The organism is Psychrobacter pygoscelis (genome assembly GCF_004335015.1).
Lineage (GTDB): Bacteria > Pseudomonadota > Gammaproteobacteria > Pseudomonadales > Moraxellaceae > Psychrobacter > Psychrobacter pygoscelis.
This window is the reverse complement of sequence record NZ_RQRU01000002.1, coordinates 372,620-392,932: the sequence shown is the minus strand read 5'-3', so window position 1 is coordinate 392,932 and position 20,313 is coordinate 372,620. Positions and strand designations below refer to the sequence as shown.

The window sequence follows — 20,313 nt, the reverse complement described above, 5'->3', positions numbered from 1 at the left end:
TAACGATATTATTTATAGAGGAGTGTTTATAAATAGCTGCTTTATGAACAGTCTCTACTTGTCGCTACCAGCCGTCGTACTTTGAGCATCAGCAGCAGCGCCATCTTGGCTTTGTTGTTCTGACTGGGTCGGCTTTTTATGCTCCGTCTTGGACTTTCGGCTACGAGACTTAGGCACTTTTGGCGTCGTTAGATTGAATAGACTGCTCTGCTGGGGCAATAATTGCTCAGCGACATTCTCAATCATATTTTTGTAGCTGGCGATAGTCGTTTTAGATGAGGCGGCGGCCTCGTCTCCACCATTATCGCTAGCATTTGCCTGCGGTTTATCGCCACCCACTTCTGAGGTCTGGCCTTGAGCTTGCTCATCAGCCGCATCGACGATCGTTTCGGCTTGCTCTGCTACTTCGGCTACTTTGTCTGCCGTAGCTATAGTGTCAGCGACATCAGTCTTTGTGGGACTATTCTGCTCGCTTGCTTCTGAATCAGCAGATGAGGCGACCTTATCATGGGAGGTGTCATGAGTAGCAACGTCACTATCTGCCGATTTAGCGCGAGCAGTAGCCAAGTGCTGCATCACTTCACTGTCTTCAAGTAGCAATGCAGCGCTCTCTTGAGTAACGTCTACTGTATTTAACTCTGCAGTTAAAGCGCTGGCTTCTTTGCGGTTAGCTTGGACAGTAGGCTGATAGTCAGGGTGCTGACCACGTGGATCATTACTAGCACGGCGCGTAACTGGACGCGGGCTTACCGAGGTCTTGCCTTGCTCGGTCGATACCTGACGCACGGCTTGCGTCATGCGGTTAAAGCGACCAAGGTAGGTAGCATCCAATGGGGCATAGCCATAATTGCTAAAGTCGAATTGATTCGCTAAGTCGTTTTGCTTAGCAGATTCTACCTCACTACCTTTAGCCACTGTGTCATTAAACGCTTGGACAGCACGGATAAAGCTATTGATGACGCCATTACCCTCTAGCTGTACTTTGGCATCGGGTAGCGTAGCTTGGATAAACTCACCAACCGTGCCACGGATTTTCGCTGTAGAGGTCACGAAGGTGTTATCCGAGGTGCTCTGAGCGCTAGTAGACTGCTCTGGCGCTTGATTCGCACGTTGGGCTTTTACTGCTCGTGGGTCGTTGCTGGCTAGACCATATTTTTTGGCCGTAACATAACGATCAGCGAACAATGAGGCCACGTCATAGCTAGGTGTGGCTGCAGTCTCAGTCTCATCAGCCTTTGGCGAAGCAGTACTTGACGCCTCAGAGTCAGCACTACTAGCAGAGTCCGTAGCTTTGATTTCAGTAGTAGATAAGTTAGGAGTCTGAGAGACTTCTGACTCAGCGCTGCTGTCCGCTAGGCTTTCTGACTTATCAGTAGCCACGGTAGCAGGCGCTTGCTTAACCTGACTGTTATTGCTGCCTTTATCATGGCCTTTATCGCTCGACTGAGTCGCCACTGGGGCTGCTGAGGCCTTACTGTCTTGCCCTTGGTCCGCACTTTTATGCTCAGCTGACGCCTTAGTCGCCGATTCAGGCGGTTGAGCTGCTGTTGATGAGTCTGTTTTAGCCTTAGCATCGGCAGCAGCCTGCGCTTTGGGATCAGCTGCATCTTTTGCAGGTTGCGGCGATGGTGAATCCGCTTTACTGTCATCTAAAGAGAGGTGTACCACTTCATGCTCTTTATGATGTACGGGAGATTCATTGACCTGAAGTGAGACTTCGTTAGGGTTTTGCGGTTTTGACCCTGAGTCAGACTTTCGACGATTAGCTTGAGATTGGCGCGAATTTGTATTTCTATCGCGTTGATTGCCTCGGTTTTTATCCTTTGTCGAATCTACTGATGATTTGCTATCTGCAGTAGCGCCAGTCGTATCAGGAGTTAGCGTCTCTGAGCGAGGCGTCTGACCACGTGAGTCACGGCGACTATTGGCAGGGCGACGGCTAGGCTTATCGCCATTACTGGACTCGGTGTCAGCCTGATTATTATGCTCTTGCTGCTTATCATCGTCGGTAGACTTGGCTGAATCATCGCGCTTGTCTTTTCTATGACGCGATTTGGATGACTTGCCTTTACGCGGTTTTCGGCGTTTTTTGTCATGTTCATCTTGCTCATTCGTGTCATCTTGGTAGCGATTGGTACTTGAAGCTGAGGGCGCTTCTTGGTCACGACGTTGGTTGCTGGCAGATTGGACCAAGGCACTAGGATCAACCTGACCTAATGCACCTAGGCTTTGAGCGCCAGAGTTAACAATAGCTTCAATAGCTTCGGCAGCCGCTTGGCTACTGACATTATCTACAGTTGTCGCTTGCGGGGTGGGGGCAAATAGATTGGACAGCCAAGCGACAGCGTGAGGCTTAGCCGCGTTTGCATTGGTCGTTGCCGGAGTGGTGTTGGCTACTACAGGAGTAGTTGGGGTATTGGCGGTGTTGGCCTTCACCGCTGTAGTTTGCGGCGCAGGCTTGGCAGCGGCCTCTACAGCCTTACCATTGCTACTAGCCACTTGTCGAGGCTGACGCGTGGGCTGCTGCTCAGGTCGCTCTTTTTCCGCTGTTTGCCAGTCGACATCATAGCCCAGCTCATTGGATTCTTGCTGCTGCGTGTCCGTGATACGCTCATAGCTTGAGGGAGCAAAACCATCGCGATTGAAGTGCAATTTAAAGTTAGGCGATTCAAGATGCGCATGGGGCAATATTGTAATGCGTGTGCCGCTATCTTGCTCAAGATAGACCAAACTATCACGCTTTTCATTAAGTAAAAAAGCTGCAATATCGGTAGGCACTTCAGCTTGGACTTCGCCCTGACGCTCTTTTAGCGCGATCTGCTCAATCTGACGCATGATAGATAATGATAATGAGCGTAGGTCACGAATCATACCGTTACCGTGGCAACGTGGGCAGATATAGCCAGTCGATTCTTCAAGAGAAGGGCGCAGCCGTTGGCGGCTCATCTCCATAAGACCAAAACGCGAGATATCTCCAAACTGGACGCGGGCGCGGTCGTATTTAGTCGCTTCGATTAAACGCTTTTCGACTTCCTTTTGGTGCTTGCTGTCATTCATGTCAATAAAGTCAATGACAATAAGCCCGCCCATGTCACGAAGGCGTAGCTGACGCGCAATCTCATCGGCGGCTTCTAGATTGGTGTGATAAGCCGTTTCCGCAACATCTGAGCCTTTAGTAGATTTGGCTGAGTTGATATCAATAGACACCAACGCTTCAGTCTGATCTATTACAATCGAGCCACCAGAGGGCAGACGAACTTCGCGCTGATACGCGGTCTCGATCTGCTTTTCGATACCAAAGCGGGCAAACATAGGCTCAAAATCGGTATATTTACGCAGTTTGTCTGCTTGCTTGGGCATGACAGCATCGATAAATCCAGCTGCTTCTATATAAGCGTTTTCGTTATCGATCCAGATCTCAGTGATATCATCGCGAAGATAATCACGAACAGCACGCGTGACAACGCCCGCTTCTTGATGAACCAAGCGCGGTGAAGGATATTTTTTGTTTTGTTCTTGAATGGCTTGCCAGATGTTTAATAGATGGTTGAGATCGTGCTGCAAGTCTTCTTGCGTCTTGCCGATACCAGCAGTTCGAATGATAACGCTCATGCCTTTAGGCAGATCAAGACTGCCCAGCATGCGCTTCATATCTTCACGAAGTTTGCCTGATATCTGGCGTGAGATACCACCGCCACGAGGATTATTCGGCATTAGGACCAGATAACGGCCGGCAAGCGACACATAAGTAGATAGTGCCGCGCCTTTATTGCCGCGTTCTTCTTTTTCGACCTGAACGATCAGCTCGTCGCCTTCTTTGATCAGCTTGCGAATATTTTCGTCGCGAGCGTTACCCTTTAGGTACTCATTAGCGATCTCGCGAATTGGCAAAAACCCCTGACGCTGTGAGCCGTACTCGACAAAGACCGCTTCAAGCGATGGTTCGACGCGGGTGACATGACCTTTATAAATATTGGATTTTTTCTGCTCACGGGTACGATTTTCTAAATCAAAATCATAAAGATGATTGCCTTTACATAAGGCGACACGAATCTCTTCGTTGTGAGTGGCGTTGATTAAAATGCGTTTCATATATAGATATCCTATGAATACGCTGACCGCTCAATTGTAGTTTTGTTATCTAACTTTATGGCTATATTGTCATCCAGATTTTATTAAGTGGTGGACAACATTAGCACTGAAGGGGCAGCGGCGTTCTACGGCGTACTGCTCAATCTTGCAACGAGTCGTGCGGCTGAGGGTAATCATAACTTACTTAAAGATCATAAGTCATGATAAAAGATAAATGTTAAATCCAGTACTTTGGTCAGCAAGGACCATGTCTATTGCAATAGCTACAATGGCAGACAAAACGTCATAAGGACAAAAGTGAGCAAATAATGACTTAGCAATAAATGACCATGAGTGATGATCATTTGCGGCAATAAATTTCGAGTATTACAAAATCCATTGAGCCGATAAGCTAAATAACTTTTGACCTTGCCCACAATGCTATTAACTCTAGCTGTGGTAAGTGTCTTAAGACGTTAAGCCTTAATATAAATTACTTAATATAAGTACCGGTATAGTATTTTAAAATAGTTTTTAAATACCCATAAAATGGTCGGCTAAAAAGTCTATTATTCATAGCGCTGCTATCAAAAACCTGCATTACTCTATTAACGGGGCGTACTTGGCAAATAAAGAACTCTTTATTTGACCGCTAATAAATGTCGCCATGATAGCTTGTGCTAACTATTAAACATTCATCAATTACTCTCAACTGCACACTCGCCCTAAGTTAGTAAAACTACCAATCGTTGTGACTACAGTCTTAGTAAGGGTGACTGCAAACACCAATGAGTGGGGTCAAGCGCATTATGAGTAAAAATTAAGCAATAAACAGTCTGTCGTGGCCAAGCCAGCTAGACAGTCTATTACTGATAGAAATAGCAGTATCCTGCTACTCCTTATTTAATTTTGTCAGTATGGCGCTCAAGTGTAAGGTGAGCATAAGACTGACGGCAAATGATAATGGTGGCTGAGTGGGCAATTAAAAGTCAATCTGATAGATTTAGCTGCTACCTGATGACACCACTATTATATAAGGTCATATAAGGCAGACTCTTGATTAGCAGTTGGCTTAAGTTAGGTAGCCAGTGTAGCATTCGGCTTATCGATAACTGCTTAATTGCATCTCAACGTGATAAACTATAACAAATCTTTGTGTAAACACCTAACTAAATATGTCAAACCCTGCCAATAGTAAGCCCACATCAAACAAACATTTTCCGCAAAGTGCGGACGATGAAATTGAAAACTTCAATCAAGTAAACTACCTTGAGGTCACGCGGCATCAGCATGAGCAGCGTGTTGATAACTTCTTATTAGCCCGATTAAAAGGCTTACCTAAGTCTCATCTATATAAGCTCATTCGCTCTGATGAGGTTCGGGTCAATAATAAGCGCTGCAAGCCCTACGACAAGCTATATCGCGGCGATATCGTTCGTATTGCTCCAGTGAAGCTTGCGACTCGTGAAAAGCCTATTATTAGTCAAGACTTTGCCAACAGTTTGCTAGAACGAGTGGTCTATGAAGATGACGGGCTTATCGTCTTAAACAAGCCTTCAGGGATAGCTGTCCATGGTGGCAGTGGGCTGGATTTCGGTATTATTGAAGCCATGCGTGAAGTGACGGGTAAAAAGTATCTTGAGCTAATACATCGCATTGATAAAGATACTTCCGGACTACTTATGATCGCCAAAAAGCGCTCAACGCTCAAAACTTTGCAAGAGTATTTGCGCGATAAAACGATTCAAAAGTCATATTTATGTCTCATTAAAGGTCAACCGGTATTGAATACGCAGCAGATTGATGCCCCACTGCTACGCTTTACATTGGCAAGTGGAGAGCGCCGGGTGAAGGTCGATACCCAAGACGAGCAGAGTAAACCTAGTCAGACTAATATTGAAGTATTAGCGCGTTTTAGTCTCGATGGTACGCCAGTCAGCTTAGTAAAAGCTATGCCACTAACAGGGCGCACACATCAGATCCGCGTACATTTAGCGCATATCGGCCACCCTATTTTAGGGGATGACAAGTATTATCCAGCGGATAACACAGGCGTGCACCGTCTATGTCTCCATGCTTGGCAGCTACAAATCCCTGATTATGATGTTATCCGCGCACCGCTGCCCAAAGAGTTGGCTAAGCTTTTGCCTGAAGAGGTAATACTGTAACGCCCCTAAGTTAATAAGGGTCGCTAATCAGAATCTAGGATAATCATCCACTAGCAAAAAAAGTACTGTGGCAATCAGGGGTAGGGTATAGCTATTGAGAGTCGCTAAGTGAAACAGCCAGCCCTGAAGCAACTAATCCTTTACTATCTTATTTTAAGACCCTGAATATTGAACCCCTGAACGAGATAGCCACTATCATGACCAACAAATCACTAATTATCTTTGACTGGGATGGCACCTTGATGGACTCGATTGGACTAATAGTCGAGTCGATGCAAGTGGCGGCGCACTCGCAAGGTCTGACGATTTCTAGCTCTGCGGTCAAAAGCATCATTGGGCTTAGCTTAATGCGTGGTATAGAAACTCTATTTCCAGCGGCTAGCAATCCGCAAAGGCAAGCCATTCAAGACCGCTACGCTGAGCACTATATTGCCAATAGCGCGAAAACGCCATTCTTTACGGGTATAGAAGAGATGCTTGCAGTATTGAAGGCCAGTGGAAAGCAGCTGGCGGTAGCGACTGGAAAGAAGCGAGTGGGGTTGGAGCGCGTATTAAACGCCTCCAATAGCCACCATTACTTCGTAAGCTCGCGCTGCGCTGATGAATCAGGGTCTAAGCCTGATCCGCAGATGCTATTGGATATCTTAGCAGAGACCAACTGCTCTGTAGAAGACGCGGTATTTATCGGTGACAGTACCCACGATATCGAAATGGCGACGGCACTTGGTATGTGCAGCGTGGCAGTCAATTACGGTGCTGCGGACGCCCATGAGCTAGCGACCTATAAGCCCACTTACCAAGTCGACTCCCCGCACGCGCTTATTGAGCTACTCACCAAAGATATCGCTAAGCCTGCTTAGATCAATCAGTAACGTCTGTGCTGTGACAATCCCGTATTGATCTAAGCTTGCGACTCTGGATTGGCAAAGTTAAGCCAGTTGCCCATAACGCCTGCTAATTCATCGATGCCGTCTTTTTTGAGCGCTGAAAACAATTGAATACTGCATGGTAGCTCGAGCTTTTTAAGCTCGCGCTTAATTTGTAATAAGGCATTTTTGGCCGCGCCATATTTAAGCTTATCAGCTTTGGTCAGTAATATATGCACAGGCAGCTCACCATCTTTTGCCCAGTGCAGCATCTGCTCGTCAAAGAATTTGAGTGGATGGCGGATATCGGTCAGGAGTACCAGCCCTGCTAGGCTAGAGCGTGATACCAGATACTCTTCAAGCTCGACCTGCCATTCTTTTTTCATCTCAAGCGGCACAGCAGCGTAGCCGTAACCGGGCAAATCGACCAACCGCGTCTCAGGCCCACCAATTTGAAAGAAGTTGATCATTTGCGTACGCCCTGGGGTCTTAGATGAGCGGGCAAGTTGACGCTGATTGGTCAGCGCATTGATAGCTGAAGATTTGCCAGCGTTAGAGCGGCCTGCAAAGGCGACCTCAAAGCCGTCATCGGCTGGACACAGTTTAAAGGTAGGTGCTGAGAGCATAAACTCAGTTTGCTGGAGTCGCTGCCGAGCTTGGGTGTTGAATGTGGCTGAATCAGCAGTATGGTCTTGAGGTTGGGTCGTCATAAGGCGATTTTTATCTCGTAAAATAGTCAGGAATAACTTGATATCGCCTATCATATCACGACCACTAGCAAACTATGAAAGTAGCTGCTTGAATGTCATCATTTATCGGTCCTATCATTAAATTTATAGCTATTTTTTTAGATTAACAATAATCCGACTCATATTAATATGGGCGTCAGGGTAGGTAAGTTGCAAAGAGTAGCTGTAGGAGGCTGATGAAATAGCCAAAAGCTAGCATGGCTCAATGATGCTATGGTCTTAAAAATTGTACCGCTCATAATTCTACAGCGTTAACTTCTTAGAACCGTCATTTAACTGTCGCTATCAAGAGACATAATATCAACAGTCGCTAGCTAAGTGAATGTATGTTCACTTAATTTGCCATGGTATAATGGCAGTTAGTACCACTAGCTAAATAGCCGAGTGGTTCTAATATAGGAGATTCCTTATGCGATCCATACTATTAAAATCAACAGTACTAGGCGCAAAAGTAGGCGGTATAAGATGGATGCCCAAAAATAACCTAACAATAGCTAAGTTGGCGATAGTTAAGCTAACGCTTTTAGGTGCTATATTTCTGGGCGCTGTTAATACAGCGCAAGCCGATGTTAAGCAAATTTATTTAGACTCTTGTGCAGCTTGTCATGATAGCGGCGCTCTTAATGCTCCTAAGAAGGGTGATAAAGCGCGCTGGCAAGCGTTGAAACAACAAAAAGGCATGGATGCCCTAGTTAAATCTGTTAAGTCAGGTATGGTGCAGATGCCAGCTGGTGGGCTGTGCAGTAGCTGTAGTGATCAGGACTACCGTGCTCTAATTGAATATATGAGCCAATAATACTGGTAAATTAATGATTGGTTAATGTCTAAAACTCTATTAATAGTAGGGTTCTTTAGCCGCTGTCTACTGCTCTGACTTAAGGGTATTCAATAAGTAGGCAAAATTTGTAAAGACTTGCTATAATAGCCATAATTAATCCCCAAATAATTTAGGGCTTACGTCGAGTTAGTAGGATCTTTAACAATGAAAAAGTTAATCGCTGCCGCCAGCTTATGCTTCGCCAGTTTCAGCGTCCAAGCTGTTATTACCGTTCCTGAATATGACGTGAATGCAGGGCAAAAAATTGCAGAGACAGTCTGCGCTGCTTGTCACGGTGTTAACGGCGTGAGTATCGTTCCCGCCCAACCGAATCTTGGTGGACAAAATGTCCGCTATTTGTATAAGCAACTATTGAACTTTAAAACGGGATACCGTAAAAACGGTATCATGCAGTCTCAAGTTGCACCTTTAACCCAGCAAGATCTTGCTAACGTGGCAGGGTACTATGCCAGTCAGCCAGCTTGGGGTGTCGCTAATGGCAATCCTGCGACCAATCAAGAAGCGACCAAGCTCTTTTTAGGTGGTGACAAGCATCGGGGAGTCATTCCTTGTGCAGGCTGTCATGGTCCTCAGGCAGGTGGTAATGAGTGGGCAGCATTCCCACGCTTGGGTGGTCAGCATGCAGAATATATTGCTACTCAATTGAAGCTATTCCGCGCTGCAGGGCGCGACGATGACATCGCTAGCGATGACCAAAAACGTGTCAATGATGCCGATAAAGAAGGTGACAAAGGCATGATGCAAATGGTAGCGGCTAGACTATCAGACCGCGATATTCGCATCTTATCTGACTACTTAAGTGCGGTTCACTAATCAGTCTTTAAGTAATGGCTGGCTACTCGCGAGATTAATGAGAATATAGAGCATTTGGTTCTATATTTTGCTAGTGGTTTTGCGCTTGTCAAAGCTTGATTTAAAGTATTGATTTGCAGCATCGACTTAACGCACGGACGTATAGCAATTAAACCCCGATTTCGGGGTTTTTTTTTGATGGTATCGCAAGAGTTATTTGCTATAACAAGTTAAAAAATTGCCTTAGGGTGTTTCGCAGGAAGCTATAAGAAGCTGTCGATAGAAACTTATTAATAAAAATAAGCTTTTCAATAAACGGGTAGGCTGCTATTGCTTATGGTAATAGTGCTACCATATAGTCAGTCAGTTAGTAAATTGACACTTGAAATGAGCAACTGCTAAGCGTTTATTGACTAGCCTTATACAAGGCCAAAGCTGTATAGATAATCCCTAACCGCGCTGCAATCTTTTGAAATTGTTTTACTAAAATTGTTTGACTGTAGGGTGGCTTCCTTTACTAAAATTGGTGCTTAGTGGGCTTAGAGTAGCTTGGGCTGAGATTCATTGGGTTAATCTTTGTAACTTTCTAGACAGTAGGCTCATAGTCTCAGCAAGGTTACCTGTGCTTGATAAGTATGACTCTCATTTTAAGCGTTATGAGTAAGGGTATGCCCCAGCTCGGCAAAACAAAGTTATCTTTTGCGATGGGCTATATCCCTACTTGCTGATATCACCTACTATATCCAATTGATATTCCACATTCCCATAGGTTGAGATTATGATGGTTCGTTACGCCTCTTATTTTATGGCTGCTATATTACCGCTGCTATTATTTCGTTGGTTTACACCGGCGAGTATCGGTCAAATAGATTTTTGGCTATTGTGGCTACTTGCTATGGTCATTGTGGCGCTACCCATGGTCTATGCAGAGGTAGCTCTGGCCTATCGCAGTCGTCAATCTCCAGTGGGAGGAATGCAAGTATTAACTCGCGAAGCAGATGCTAGTGTGTTATGGCGGAGCTTTGGATGGTTGGCTGCTTTAGTGGCTATCGTCATCGCAGCCTTGGCAGTAGCAGGTGCGGGAGCAGGTATTACAGGGGCGCTTAGCCAGCTCGGGATTGAGCTAAATATGCCGACTTTTGCATTGGTAGCAGGATTGATGGTAATCGCGCTGTTACTCAGTTTGCTGGGTGCTGGTACGCTACTGGTGGGCTTGGTGCTAATTGTAATAGGGCTTGCGCTCGGGCTGCTAAATGGTCAGTTGGCCTTGCAGTTTGCGATGACTGAGGTCAGTCTTAGCGAGTGGGGGCGGGCAATGGCGCTAGCTCTGGTGAGCGTTGGAGCCGGTACTGGTATATACTGGTATGCTCAGTTCGCTGCGCAAAGTCAAAGCTCAGGCGCTCACTACGATGGTCAAGTGGCGACTACAAACCAGTTATACCCTGCCTCTAAGCAGGTACTTCCTATTTGGGGGCTACAGTTGGTCGCAGGGCTAGTGGCACTACTGTTAAGCGGCGTGAGCTTGCCGGCTCTTGGTCAGCTATTCTATCTTATAGGTACGCTCTGCGTCGCTGCGTATCTACTTCACTATGCTGCCGAGCAGTTCAAAGTGAAGTTTGGGCTAATCGTCAGTCTAGTATTGACTTTGCTGCTTAGTGTGGTCATTGCCGCAGCACTCCCAGCCAAGCTTCTGGTAATTGTACTTATTATTATGAGTAGTGTCGCCGCTCTGCTGCTGTCGATATTTGCAGGCTGGCAAATGAAAATTAGTCATCTACGTAAGTCGCTAAATTTTAGCAAGGAAGGGGTGTATAATCTGTGGCGAGTGGCAATCCGTATCTTAGTGCCGCTAGCGATGATTCTAGGACTGATTGGCTGGATAAGTGAATGGATAGGGTAGAGGCATCTAAAGCGACGCATCAGATTAGCTTGGCCTATGCACCGAGTGCTGAGTGCCAGTATTATGAGCAGCTGACAGTCGTCGCCGGGACCACAATTTATGAGGCGTTAAAATTAGCGGGTTGGCTTGAGCGCTTTGCAGATTTGGCTCAATGGTGTGAGCAAACAGCGACTGTAGAGACGCCGACGGCTAAGGATTGGTATATTGGTATCTATTCACAAAAGCAGCCTCTTACCTATCAGTTAAAGGCCCATGATCGCATTGAGATATACCGCTCGCTCAGTCTTGATCCGATGAGCAAGCGTAAAAAAAGAGCCAAAAAGAAGCAGCAAGATCAATAGCATGATAGTTGCTGCTTTTTGTTATGAGCTACAAGAGTAATGATAGTAGAGTCTGCACAATCAATACCAACAGCTGTCTTTAATATAAATAGTAGCTGCTAAGCGGCAGGAAGGCTGTCAATACCTTCGATACGACTCACTTGTCCGGCCTCATTGAAATAGATGATGAGATGCTGACTAGCATTGGTAATATCCTTGTGGCCTGTCCGCTTGCCCTCTGTGCCTGCTTGATAGTCAAAAATATAATCCCAACGATTGGGAGCTAAAGTATCTCTGATAGCAGGACTGCCTAGCAAGTAGAGTACCTGACTCTGGGTCATACCCACTTGTAACCGGCTAGCCTGACTTTGAGTGATGGGCGTCCCTTGCGGCAAGTCAATCTTATAGACGCTAAATAGTGAGCAGCCAGGAAGTGCCAAAGTACCAACAAGCAGGCTGGTAGCTAGAAGACGGGTAGAGAGTAGCTTGAAAGAAGAATAGGGCTGGATCATAGGTTAAGTCACTCATTATTGTCAAATCATATCTCTTCATATCCGTAAAGGACTGCTGAGCTATAAATACTGAGTTCTCAAGTGCCCTACAAAATGCTTTGAGGACCTATAGTAGCTCAGCTATGTTATAGACAGGTTGTAACGCCATGAAAATAAGATATGAAAGTTTAATACGGATTTTACGATTTAAGAAAAGCTATTAGCTTCAAATGATACGTCATTTACTTGCAATTGCCTACCACTTGCGACATTATTTACTTAAATGTTGACTTATGAGTTCTTAATGTATGGATGTGGCGACCTAGCCTCAAACAAAGCTAACCTGATGGACTCATAAACTTGATCATTATTGAGAATAAATTTATCAGCAGTATTCAGAGCAAAATAATCAGTAACGCCTAGTCTAAACAATGCTTTAAACTACGAGCTCTTATAGTGGCACTCAAAGGCATACCTTAGGTTGCAGATACGTTTTATTTTGTCAGTTATTCATAATAAGGATGGATATAACCATGGGATTTACTAACCAAGATTTGCGCAAAGCTGGTCTCAAAGTGACCTTACCTCGAATCAAGATTTTAGAATTGCTTGAGCGCGATGAGCATCATCATATGAGTGCTGAAGAGGTCTACAAAGCTTTAATTGACCAAGGTGAAGATGTGGGTCTAGCGACGGTATACCGTGTTCTAACTCAGTTTGAGCAAGCTGGTATCGTCGAGCGTCATAATTTTGAAAATAATCTTTCAGTGTTTGAGATTATGCAAGATGAGCATCATGACCATCTGGTCTGTGATGTGTGTGGCAAAATCGTCGAGTTTCATAACGAAGTCATTGAAATGGAGCAGCTTAAAGTTGCCAAAGAATATGGTTTCAAACTCTCCGGCCACTCTCTAGTTATGTATGGTATCTGTAGCGATCAAGCTTGCCAAGATAGTATTAAATAGTAGTGTCAAATAATGCTAGCTGCTTCTAATCGAATCGCTATAGTCGAGTCTAAATAACATGGAGTCATCGGTGATGCGGAACGGGTATAAATTTTTCTGCCTTGCTGCGAGCGCGCCGACAAAGGCTGCGAAAAATTCATCCCAGTTCCGCTGTATTATTTTTATAATGAAATTACTATATTACTCAAACTCTTGGCTTGAGTAACAGTATCCAAAGCCATCTCTAAAGTGCCTCAGTGTCTAGGTTTGGGCTAGTCTATAGGTAAGTCGCTTATAAGTTAACGCCAAGTTAATGTTTAAAAACGTCTTACCATTAAACGCTGAGCCATTTGCGGCATTAATGACAACTACTTTTGGTTGGCTTTATTGCTATCTATTCACTATCTTCTAATGATAGATTATTACTAGAACTGTCATTGTCTTTAGAGGCGTTAGAACCTTCAAGCTTAATCTTTAAGCGTAAGTCATTGGGCGACTCAGCGTGTTTAATAGCTTCATCATAGGTAATATCATTGGCTTCGTACAGATTAAATAGAGCCTGATCAAAGGTTTGCATACCAATATCTGTGGAGCGCTGCATCACTGCTTTAATTTCGTGAATCTCACCTTTCCGGATATAGTCACCAACCAGCTGCGTATTGAGCATAATCTCTATTGCAGCACGCCTACCCTTAAGATCTGGGGTAGGAATAAGTTGCTGAGCAATTATTGCGCGTAAGTTAAGTGATAAGTCCATAAGTAGCTGATCATGGCGATCGGCTTCAAAAAAGTGAATGATTCGGTCAATGGCCTGACTGGCATTATTGGCATGCAGCGTAGCTAGTACCAAATGGCCCGTCTCGGCATATTGAATAGCGTAGCCCATAACTTCGCGGTTACGAATCTCCCCAATCAAGATGACATCCGGCGCTTGACGCAAGGTATTTTTGAGGCCTGCTTCAAAAGACAGGGTGTCAATCCCTACCTCACGTTGGGTGATAATACAGCCTTTATGCTCGTGCACAAACTCGATAGGGTCTTCAATTGTAATGATATGACCTCGAGAATTTTGATTACGATGGCCTATCATAGCCGCTAGGGTGGTCGATTTCCCAGTTCCAGTACCCCCTACTAATAATATAATGCCCTTCTTTTTCATCACCAGTGAACCTAGTACTGGTGGGGAATTAAGTACATCAAGAGTAGGGATGACGGTCTCAATTCTACGTAGTACCATACCGACCATATCACGTTGCACAAAAGCGCTGACTCGAAAACGCGCGGACTGAGCCTTGTCACTAATGGCGAACTGGCATTCATTGGTCTGTTCAAACTCTTGAACTTGACTGGCAGTCATAATGCTTTTAGCTAGTGCTTTAGTATGTTCGGCTGACAATGGTTTTTTGCCAACAGGAAGGATCTGGCCATTAATTTTCATTGAAGGAGGCACATTGGCAGTGATAAAAAGATCTGAGCCTTTTTGTTGAACCATGAGCTGTAAAAGCTTATCAAAATCCATGGGATACCTAACCGTACTATTTATATGAATAAAAAAATAACCAAGCGCAGTGGGGACTAACTGGCTGGTTAAGACTGAAATACATTGCTTGCATTAGTTTTGGTTTAATAAGTAAGGTCTAAATGCACAACGACCAACCTAGTTGTTTTTAACTTTAACGGATTGTTTGAGTGGGTTAACCTTCTAATTGACAGCCTGTTTGACCCACTCACTGGTTAATGATTATTTATGAGGGTATAAGAAGTAAATTATAAAAAGTTTTCTGGTACTTTGGCATAAGGCTGAGCCGCTTCTTTGCTAATGGTCCCACTACTGACTAAATTCTTGAGCGTTTGATCTAGGGTGATCATGCCGTCACCTGCGCCTGTTTGAATAGCTGAATACATCTGCGCAATTTTGTTTTCGCGGATGAGATTTCGAATCGCTGGCGTGCCGAGCATAATCTCGTGCGCCGCGACTCGTCCGCCATTCTTACGTTTGAGAAGGGTCTGTGAGATGATCGCTTGTAGTGACTCTGAGAGCATGGCGCGGATCATGTCTTTTTCAGCGGCAGGAAAGACGTCAATGACACGGTCAATGGTTTTGGCCGCGGAGCTGGTATGCAAGGTGCCAAATACTAAGTGACCTGTCTCGGCAGCGGTGAGGGCTAGGCGGATGGTCTCAAGGTCGCGCATCTCACCAACCAAAATAACATCGGGGTCTTCACGCAGGGCCGAGCGTAGAGCTGCTTCAAAGCCTAAAGTATCTCGGTGCACTTCACGTTGGTTAATAAGACTTTTTTTAGAGTCATGAACGAATTCGATAGGGTCTTCAATGGTTAAGATGTGCTCTTTTCGCGTCTCATTAATATAGTTAATCATGGCAGCTAGTGTGGTTGATTTACCTGAACCTGTCGGCCCTGTCACTAGCACCACGCCGCGCTTGAAACTTGAGATACGCTCAAAGACCTGTCCCATGCCTAGCTCATCCATAGTGAGTACCTTAGAGGGAATGGTACGAAATACTGCACCAGCACCGCGGTTTTGATTAAAGGCATTCACCCTGAAGCGCGCCAGATTTGGAATTTCAAAAGAGAAGTCAGTCTCAAAGAATTCCTCAAAGTCTGCCCGCTGCTTGTCATTCATGATGTCATAAATTAGCTTGTGGACACTTTGATGGTCTAAAGGGGGCATGTTGATACGACTGACCTCACCATCTACACGGATCATGGCAGGAAGTCCTGCTGAAAGATGCAAATCTGAGGCTTTATGTTTGACCGAAAAGCGTAAAAGGTCTTCAATACTGATGTTGCTTTTTCCAGTCATAATGTTGGTTCCTATAAAAAAGTAAAACAATGGGTGATAAGATTAGCGTTTATATGAGCTGTCTTAGCTAACAGCTACTAAAATAAGACATTGGAAGTTTTTTTGCTAACTATACTGTCAGGTTATGCTGCTACTAAGGTATTGATATTAATTATGACTATCATAGTTGAATCAGGCCAAATTGCATAGGGGAATGACTAATGTTAGCTTTGCGTAAGCTATAATTAATAAACTTTTTACAACTAGGGTTACTTATGACACCTACTAAAAATATACCTAATAGTGGCAGTACTGCCCCATCAACATTTACCAGTGACTTATCGAAGCGTGACGCTCAAGCTTTGCTGACACGCTGGCAACAGGTCACAGATAGGCTACATGCCGCTTGCGACAGTGCGGCATCAAGTAAAGAAGATACGAGAGATAAAGTGACCCTGTTAGCAGTATCCAAGACTAAGCCAGTGACTATGGTCGCAGAATTGGCCCAAGTAGGTCAGCGCCATTTTGGAGAGAATTATCTGCAAGAAGCCATCGAAAAGATAGAGGCGCTACAACAGTCGCCACTAACAGAGCAAATTGTTTGGCATTACATTGGTCATATTCAGCGTAATAAAACTCGAGATATTGCTGAGAATTTTGCTTGGGTACAGACCGTTGAGCGAGAGATTATTGCCAAACGCCTTAATGATCAGCGGCCAGAAGGTATGCCTCCACTGAATGTATTGATTCAGGTCAACATTGATAATGAAGACAGCAAATCTGGCTGTCTTCCTGAGGAATTACCCGCCCTGATTGAGACGGTTAAAGACTATCCAAATCTGCAGCTTCGCGGCTTGATGATTATCCCGGCCAAAGAGGATACCGATGCATTTTCGCGCACTAAGCGACTGTTTGATAGCATCCATGAGCAGTATCCTGATCTTCAACAGTGGGACACACTTAGCATGGGTATGAGCGGCGATATGGCGAAGGCTGTGGCTGAAGGCTCTACCATGGTCAGAGTTGGTACTGCCATATTCGGAGAAAGAGAGTAACGGTCAACTTAAGTATACAAGTATGGCCAATAGCTTGGTATTTTTCAGTTTCTCTCTCATTTGTGCGATTACGAAGATGGTTTAGGCAGCTCTATTTTGGTCACGAGTAATTGATTGATCTTTAAATGCTCGGTGTCTAATATCTCAAAGTGAAAGCCTGCATGCTCAATAGCATCTGTCTTTTTTGGAATCTTACGTAGCATATACATCATAAATCCGCCAATGGTCTCATAGTGTTCACTATGAGGTAGATTGGCGATACCAATAGTGCGAATAACATCTTCAATAGGGGTCATACCATCGATCAGCCAAGAGCTGTCCGAGCGCTGAACAATGGGCTGCTCTACCGTGGTCACCAGCTCACCCATAACAATACTCATGACATCTTTTAGGGTAATAACGCCCACCACTAGCGCATACTCATTCACAATAACGGCGAAGTCAGTACCGATGGTTTTGAAGGTCTCAAGTACCTCAAATAGAGACAAAGTATCAGGGATGAACAGGGCAGGGCGAATCAGCGTGGCATCAGTCAGTTGCACTTGCTGCTGATTGAGAATAAGCGCTAGATATTGCCGTGATTCGACATAGCCGATCGTTTGCTCAAGATCATCATTACGGCATACCAAAAACTTATGATGTGGTGAGCGAATCATAAGATCGACCACTTGGGTCTGATTGGAGCTTGAATCAAAGTATAGAATTTGCTCACGCGGAGTCATGACTGAGGTTACAGTGCGCTCTTGCATCTCAAAGATATTCTCTATCAAATGGTGCTCCTGCTGTTTGAGCACACCGGCTTCTGCTCCTGCATCCATAACCGCGTAAATATCCTCTGGCGTCATCTCATCTTGGCGCACGGTAGAGATGCCCATCAGCTTAAACAGCGCATCAGCAACGCCATCGAAAAGCCAAACTAGGGGCTTGAATATAAAGATGAGTAACAGCATGGGTCTGACCATCTTCAGCGCTATGGCTTCTGCGTGTGACATCGCTAGTCGCTTAGGCATCAGATCTGCAAAGAGTACAAAAACACTAGTCACGAGAATAAATGACAAGATAGAGGCGAATGATTCGCTACCCACTAAGCTGAGTAAATAGGGGCTGATAGCAGACTCGCCGATGACCCCAGCTAGGATTGCTACTGCATTGAGTGCCACCTGAACTACGGTAATAAAGCTGCCGGGCTGCTCCTGCATGGTCAGCACTTCTAGAGCACGAATATCACCTTCATTGGCCAATATTTGTAGTTTTATCTTTCGCGCGGAGGCTAGAGCCAACTCCGTGCTGGATACTACTGCACTCAAAGCAATCAAGATAATGACAGATAGACTGGCGCTAAGTAAGCTCATGAGGCTCTCGACAAGGCAGTTTGTGCGTTCTAAAAGAAGCACATAATATGGTCAGGAAAGTTAGGTAAGAAGATGTTTAATGGCAGATTGATGGCGGACAAATTATAAGTCACTGCGTATCAAGCTGTCTTTTGCTAGAGCATTAAAAAAAGCTGGGCGAGCACCCAGCTTGATAGTGTACGATTAGACGATACAGCTTTAGCTTAGCTATTAGCCTTTAATAGACCACTTGTTCACGAGCGGATAGCGGCGTTCACGGCCAAAGGCTTTTTGGCTAATCTTAGTGCCAATAGCAGCTTGACGACGTTTGTATTCGCTATTATCTACCATTTTTAGAGTCTTAGCGACCATATTACCATCAAAGCCTTTATCTAAGATGTCTTGGTAGGATAAATCCTCATCGATGTAGTGACGTAAGATAGCGTCTAAGGTATCGTAGTCAGGCAAGCTGTCTTGATCCTTTTGATCAGGACGCAGTTCAGCAGATGGGGGGCGAGTGATGACTCGCTCTGGAATGACCGGAGTATCTTCTAGACGATTGCGATAGTTGGCGAGGTTATAGACTTCCGACTTATAGACGTCTTTTAGTACGTCAAATCCGCCTGCCATATCGCCATAGAGTGTGGCATAACCAACAGCCATCTCAGATTTATTACCAGTAGTAATGACTAGGTGACCAAACTTGTTGGACAAGGCCATCAGTACCATACCGCGAGCGCGAGCTTGGATATTCTCTTCTGTCGTATCGGCGTGAGACTTATTAAATAGCGGCGCTAAGGTAGCACGGATGCCTTCGACTGCATCGAAAATCGGACAAACTGTATACGAGACATTAAGTCTACGTGCTTGAGCCTGCGCATCTTCTAAACTAATCTGCGAGGTATACTCATAAGGCATCATTACTGCATAAACCTTGTCCGCGCCTAAAGCATCTACTGCGATACAAAGCGTCAATGCAGAGTCAATACCGCCAGAGAGTCCGACGATCACACCACTAAAGCCCGAGTGATTGACATAATCGCGCAGTCCCACGACGAGCGCCTGATACATCTCAGACTCACGGCTCAGGCCTAATGGCGCCTTGTCTTGACTATCAAACTGTTTACTATTAACGTCATAGGTAGCCACCAGCATTTGATTCAAAAATCTAGGGGCTTCATGGGCGATGCTCCCATCAGCCTGTACAATCATTGAGCCGCCATCAAAGACCAAGTCGTCCTGACCGCCAACCGCATTAATATATAGTATCGGTAAGTTAGCTTCGCTACTGCGTTTGCTCAGTAACTGCTTACGCCGTGACTGTTTGTCGGTCTCAAAAGGAGAGGCATTGAGCGATATCACCACATCTGCGCCTTGTTTTTTTAGCTCAGCAATGGGGGACTCTTCCCATAAGTCTTCGCATATCAGCAGGCCGATGGTAATGCCTTTATAGTCGAATAAGACCTGATTGCGACCTTTATCAAAGTAGCGACGCTCATCAAAGACGCCATAGTTAGGTAAATACTGCTTATGATAAAAGCCTTTTTGTTGACCATTGTGCAAGATGGCAGCTGAGTTAAACGTACCGTGATGATCGACATGGGGGTAGCCGACGATCATAACGATATCTTCGACATCACTGAGTGCATTTAGCGCGCTTTTGACGCGGCCAGACAGACTCGGACGTAGTAGTAAATCTTCGGGTGGATAGCCTAGTAACGCAAGTTCTGGGAAGACAATGACATCAGCACCCTGATCGCGAGCTTCAATAGCAAGAGTCCGCATTTTATTGGCATTGCCAGTGATGTCACCAACTAAAAAATGCGACTGGGCAAGAGCAAAAGTGACTTTATCAGGTAGGTTAGAGGAAGTGGGGCTATTATTAGTGTCTTTAGACATCTTTATTGTTCCTATTTCTATAATACGAGTTTCTATCATTCAAGACTGAGTAATTTCAGACTTATGGTTAAGTAGAGGGTGAGTGAG

15 protein-coding genes are annotated in these 20,313 nt (G+C 45.0%); 8 read left to right on the top strand and 7 right to left on the bottom strand.

The genetic code is table 11. From position 1 onward, the window contains the following. Nucleotides 1-54: 54 nt before the first annotated feature. Nucleotides 55-4,092 (bottom strand): Rne/Rng family ribonuclease, encoded by a 4,038-nt coding sequence (locus tag EGV92_RS06415; protein WP_131668404.1) that lies wholly within the window; start codon nucleotides 4,090-4,092, stop codon nucleotides 55-57. Between the two features lie 1,154 nt (nucleotides 4,093-5,246). On the opposite strand from EGV92_RS06415, the gene EGV92_RS06410 reads away from it, so the two are divergent. Both EGV92_RS06410 and EGV92_RS06405 read left to right on the top strand, forming a co-directional pair. Next, nucleotides 5,247-6,239, top strand: coding sequence for an RluA family pseudouridine synthase (locus tag EGV92_RS06410; RefSeq protein ID WP_131668403.1), 993 nt, complete (start codon nucleotides 5,247-5,249; stop codon nucleotides 6,237-6,239). A gap of 197 nt (nucleotides 6,240-6,436) precedes the next feature. Continuing rightward, complete coding sequence (locus tag EGV92_RS06405) at nucleotides 6,437-7,099, top strand: HAD family hydrolase (protein WP_131668402.1); 663 nt, start codon at nucleotides 6,437-6,439, stop codon at nucleotides 7,097-7,099. Nucleotides 7,100-7,140: 41 nt separating this feature from the next. On the opposite strand, the gene yihA is transcribed toward EGV92_RS06405, so the two are convergent. Next, nucleotides 7,141-7,815, bottom strand: coding sequence for a ribosome biogenesis GTP-binding protein YihA/YsxC (gene yihA, locus EGV92_RS06400; RefSeq protein WP_207401748.1), 675 nt, complete (start codon nucleotides 7,813-7,815; stop codon nucleotides 7,141-7,143). 448 nt (nucleotides 7,816-8,263) lie between these two features. Here yihA and EGV92_RS06395 point away from each other — a divergent pair, with 448 nt between their 5' ends. The 4 genes from EGV92_RS06395 to EGV92_RS06380 all read left to right on the top strand — a co-directional run bounded on the left by EGV92_RS06395 (nucleotide 8,264) and on the right by EGV92_RS06380 (nucleotide 11,725). Further along, the gene (locus EGV92_RS06395; RefSeq protein WP_131668400.1) at nucleotides 8,264-8,650 is read left to right on the top strand and encodes a c-type cytochrome; all 387 of its coding nucleotides are present in this window, start codon (nucleotides 8,264-8,266) and stop codon (nucleotides 8,648-8,650) included. A gap of 186 nt (nucleotides 8,651-8,836) precedes the next feature. Continuing rightward, nucleotides 8,837-9,505 (top strand): c-type cytochrome, encoded by a 669-nt coding sequence (locus EGV92_RS06390; RefSeq protein WP_131668399.1) that lies wholly within the window; start codon nucleotides 8,837-8,839, stop codon nucleotides 9,503-9,505. Nucleotides 9,506-10,262: 757 nt separating this feature from the next. Continuing rightward, nucleotides 10,263-11,384 carry a hypothetical protein gene (locus tag EGV92_RS06385; RefSeq protein ID WP_131668398.1) on the top strand — a complete coding sequence of 374 codons (1,122 nt, stop codon included), beginning with the start codon at nucleotides 10,263-10,265 and terminating at the stop codon, nucleotides 11,382-11,384. Then, the gene (locus EGV92_RS06380; protein ID WP_131668397.1) at nucleotides 11,372-11,725 is read left to right on the top strand and encodes an RnfH family protein; all 354 of its coding nucleotides are present in this window, start codon (nucleotides 11,372-11,374) and stop codon (nucleotides 11,723-11,725) included. Before EGV92_RS06385 ends, EGV92_RS06380 begins: the two co-directional genes overlap by 13 nt. 98 nt (nucleotides 11,726-11,823) lie before the next feature. On the opposite strand, the gene EGV92_RS06375 is transcribed toward EGV92_RS06380, so the two are convergent. Continuing rightward, the gene (locus EGV92_RS06375; RefSeq protein WP_131668396.1) at nucleotides 11,824-12,216 is read right to left on the bottom strand and encodes an outer membrane protein assembly factor BamE; all 393 of its coding nucleotides are present in this window, start codon (nucleotides 12,214-12,216) and stop codon (nucleotides 11,824-11,826) included. Between the two features lie 512 nt (nucleotides 12,217-12,728). Between EGV92_RS06375 and fur the strand changes: the two genes are divergently transcribed. Further along, the gene (gene fur / locus EGV92_RS06370; protein ID WP_131668395.1) at nucleotides 12,729-13,160 is read left to right on the top strand and encodes a ferric iron uptake transcriptional regulator; all 432 of its coding nucleotides are present in this window, start codon (nucleotides 12,729-12,731) and stop codon (nucleotides 13,158-13,160) included. Nucleotides 13,161-13,533: 373 nt separating this feature from the next. Here fur and EGV92_RS06365 read toward each other — a convergent pair whose 3' ends face one another. Both EGV92_RS06365 and EGV92_RS06360 read right to left on the bottom strand, forming a co-directional pair. After that, nucleotides 13,534-14,658, bottom strand: coding sequence for a PilT/PilU family type 4a pilus ATPase (locus tag EGV92_RS06365; RefSeq protein WP_131668394.1), 1,125 nt, complete (start codon nucleotides 14,656-14,658; stop codon nucleotides 13,534-13,536). A gap of 248 nt (nucleotides 14,659-14,906) precedes the next feature. Further along, nucleotides 14,907-15,944 (bottom strand): type IV pilus twitching motility protein PilT, encoded by a 1,038-nt coding sequence (locus EGV92_RS06360; RefSeq protein ID WP_131668781.1) that lies wholly within the window; start codon nucleotides 15,942-15,944, stop codon nucleotides 14,907-14,909. A gap of 362 nt (nucleotides 15,945-16,306) precedes the next feature. On the opposite strand from EGV92_RS06360, the gene EGV92_RS06355 reads away from it, so the two are divergent. Next, nucleotides 16,307-16,996 (top strand): YggS family pyridoxal phosphate-dependent enzyme, encoded by a 690-nt coding sequence (locus EGV92_RS06355; RefSeq protein ID WP_423227903.1) that lies wholly within the window; start codon nucleotides 16,307-16,309, stop codon nucleotides 16,994-16,996. Nucleotides 16,997-17,064: 68 nt separating this feature from the next. On the opposite strand, the gene paeA is transcribed toward EGV92_RS06355, so the two are convergent. Continuing rightward, on the bottom strand, nucleotides 17,065-18,348 hold the full coding sequence (gene paeA / locus EGV92_RS06350; RefSeq protein WP_131668392.1) for a polyamine export protein PaeA: 1,284 nt from the start codon (nucleotides 18,346-18,348) through the stop codon (nucleotides 17,065-17,067). A gap of 210 nt (nucleotides 18,349-18,558) precedes the next feature. Continuing rightward, a complete protein-coding gene (locus tag EGV92_RS06345; protein WP_131668391.1) occupies nucleotides 18,559-20,226 on the bottom strand; it encodes an NAD+ synthase in 1,668 nt (555 codons plus the stop codon). Nucleotides 20,227-20,313 lie beyond the last annotated feature (87 nt).

Coding starts and splice junctions, on each gene's coding strand:
- EGV92_RS06415 (WP_131668404.1), bottom strand. CDS start 4,092: ATGAAACGCATTTTAATCAACGCCACTCACAACGAAGAGATTCGTGTC.
- EGV92_RS06410 (WP_131668403.1), top strand. CDS start 5,247: ATGTCAAACCCTGCCAATAGTAAGCCCACATCAAACAAACATTTTCCG.
- EGV92_RS06405 (WP_131668402.1), top strand. CDS start 6,437: ATGACCAACAAATCACTAATTATCTTTGACTGGGATGGCACCTTGATG.
- yihA (WP_207401748.1), bottom strand. CDS start 7,815: ATGACGACCCAACCTCAAGACCATACTGCTGATTCAGCCACATTCAAC.
- EGV92_RS06395 (WP_131668400.1), top strand. CDS start 8,264: ATGCGATCCATACTATTAAAATCAACAGTACTAGGCGCAAAAGTAGGC.
- EGV92_RS06390 (WP_131668399.1), top strand. CDS start 8,837: ATGAAAAAGTTAATCGCTGCCGCCAGCTTATGCTTCGCCAGTTTCAGC.
- EGV92_RS06385 (WP_131668398.1), top strand. CDS start 10,263: ATGATGGTTCGTTACGCCTCTTATTTTATGGCTGCTATATTACCGCTG.
- EGV92_RS06380 (WP_131668397.1), top strand. CDS start 11,372: ATGGATAGGGTAGAGGCATCTAAAGCGACGCATCAGATTAGCTTGGCC.
- EGV92_RS06375 (WP_131668396.1), bottom strand. CDS start 12,216: ATGATCCAGCCCTATTCTTCTTTCAAGCTACTCTCTACCCGTCTTCTA.
- fur (WP_131668395.1), top strand. CDS start 12,729: ATGGGATTTACTAACCAAGATTTGCGCAAAGCTGGTCTCAAAGTGACC.
- EGV92_RS06365 (WP_131668394.1), bottom strand. CDS start 14,658: ATGGATTTTGATAAGCTTTTACAGCTCATGGTTCAACAAAAAGGCTCA.
- paeA (WP_131668392.1), bottom strand. CDS start 18,348: ATGAGCTTACTTAGCGCCAGTCTATCTGTCATTATCTTGATTGCTTTG.
- EGV92_RS06345 (WP_131668391.1), bottom strand. CDS start 20,226: ATGTCTAAAGACACTAATAATAGCCCCACTTCCTCTAACCTACCTGAT.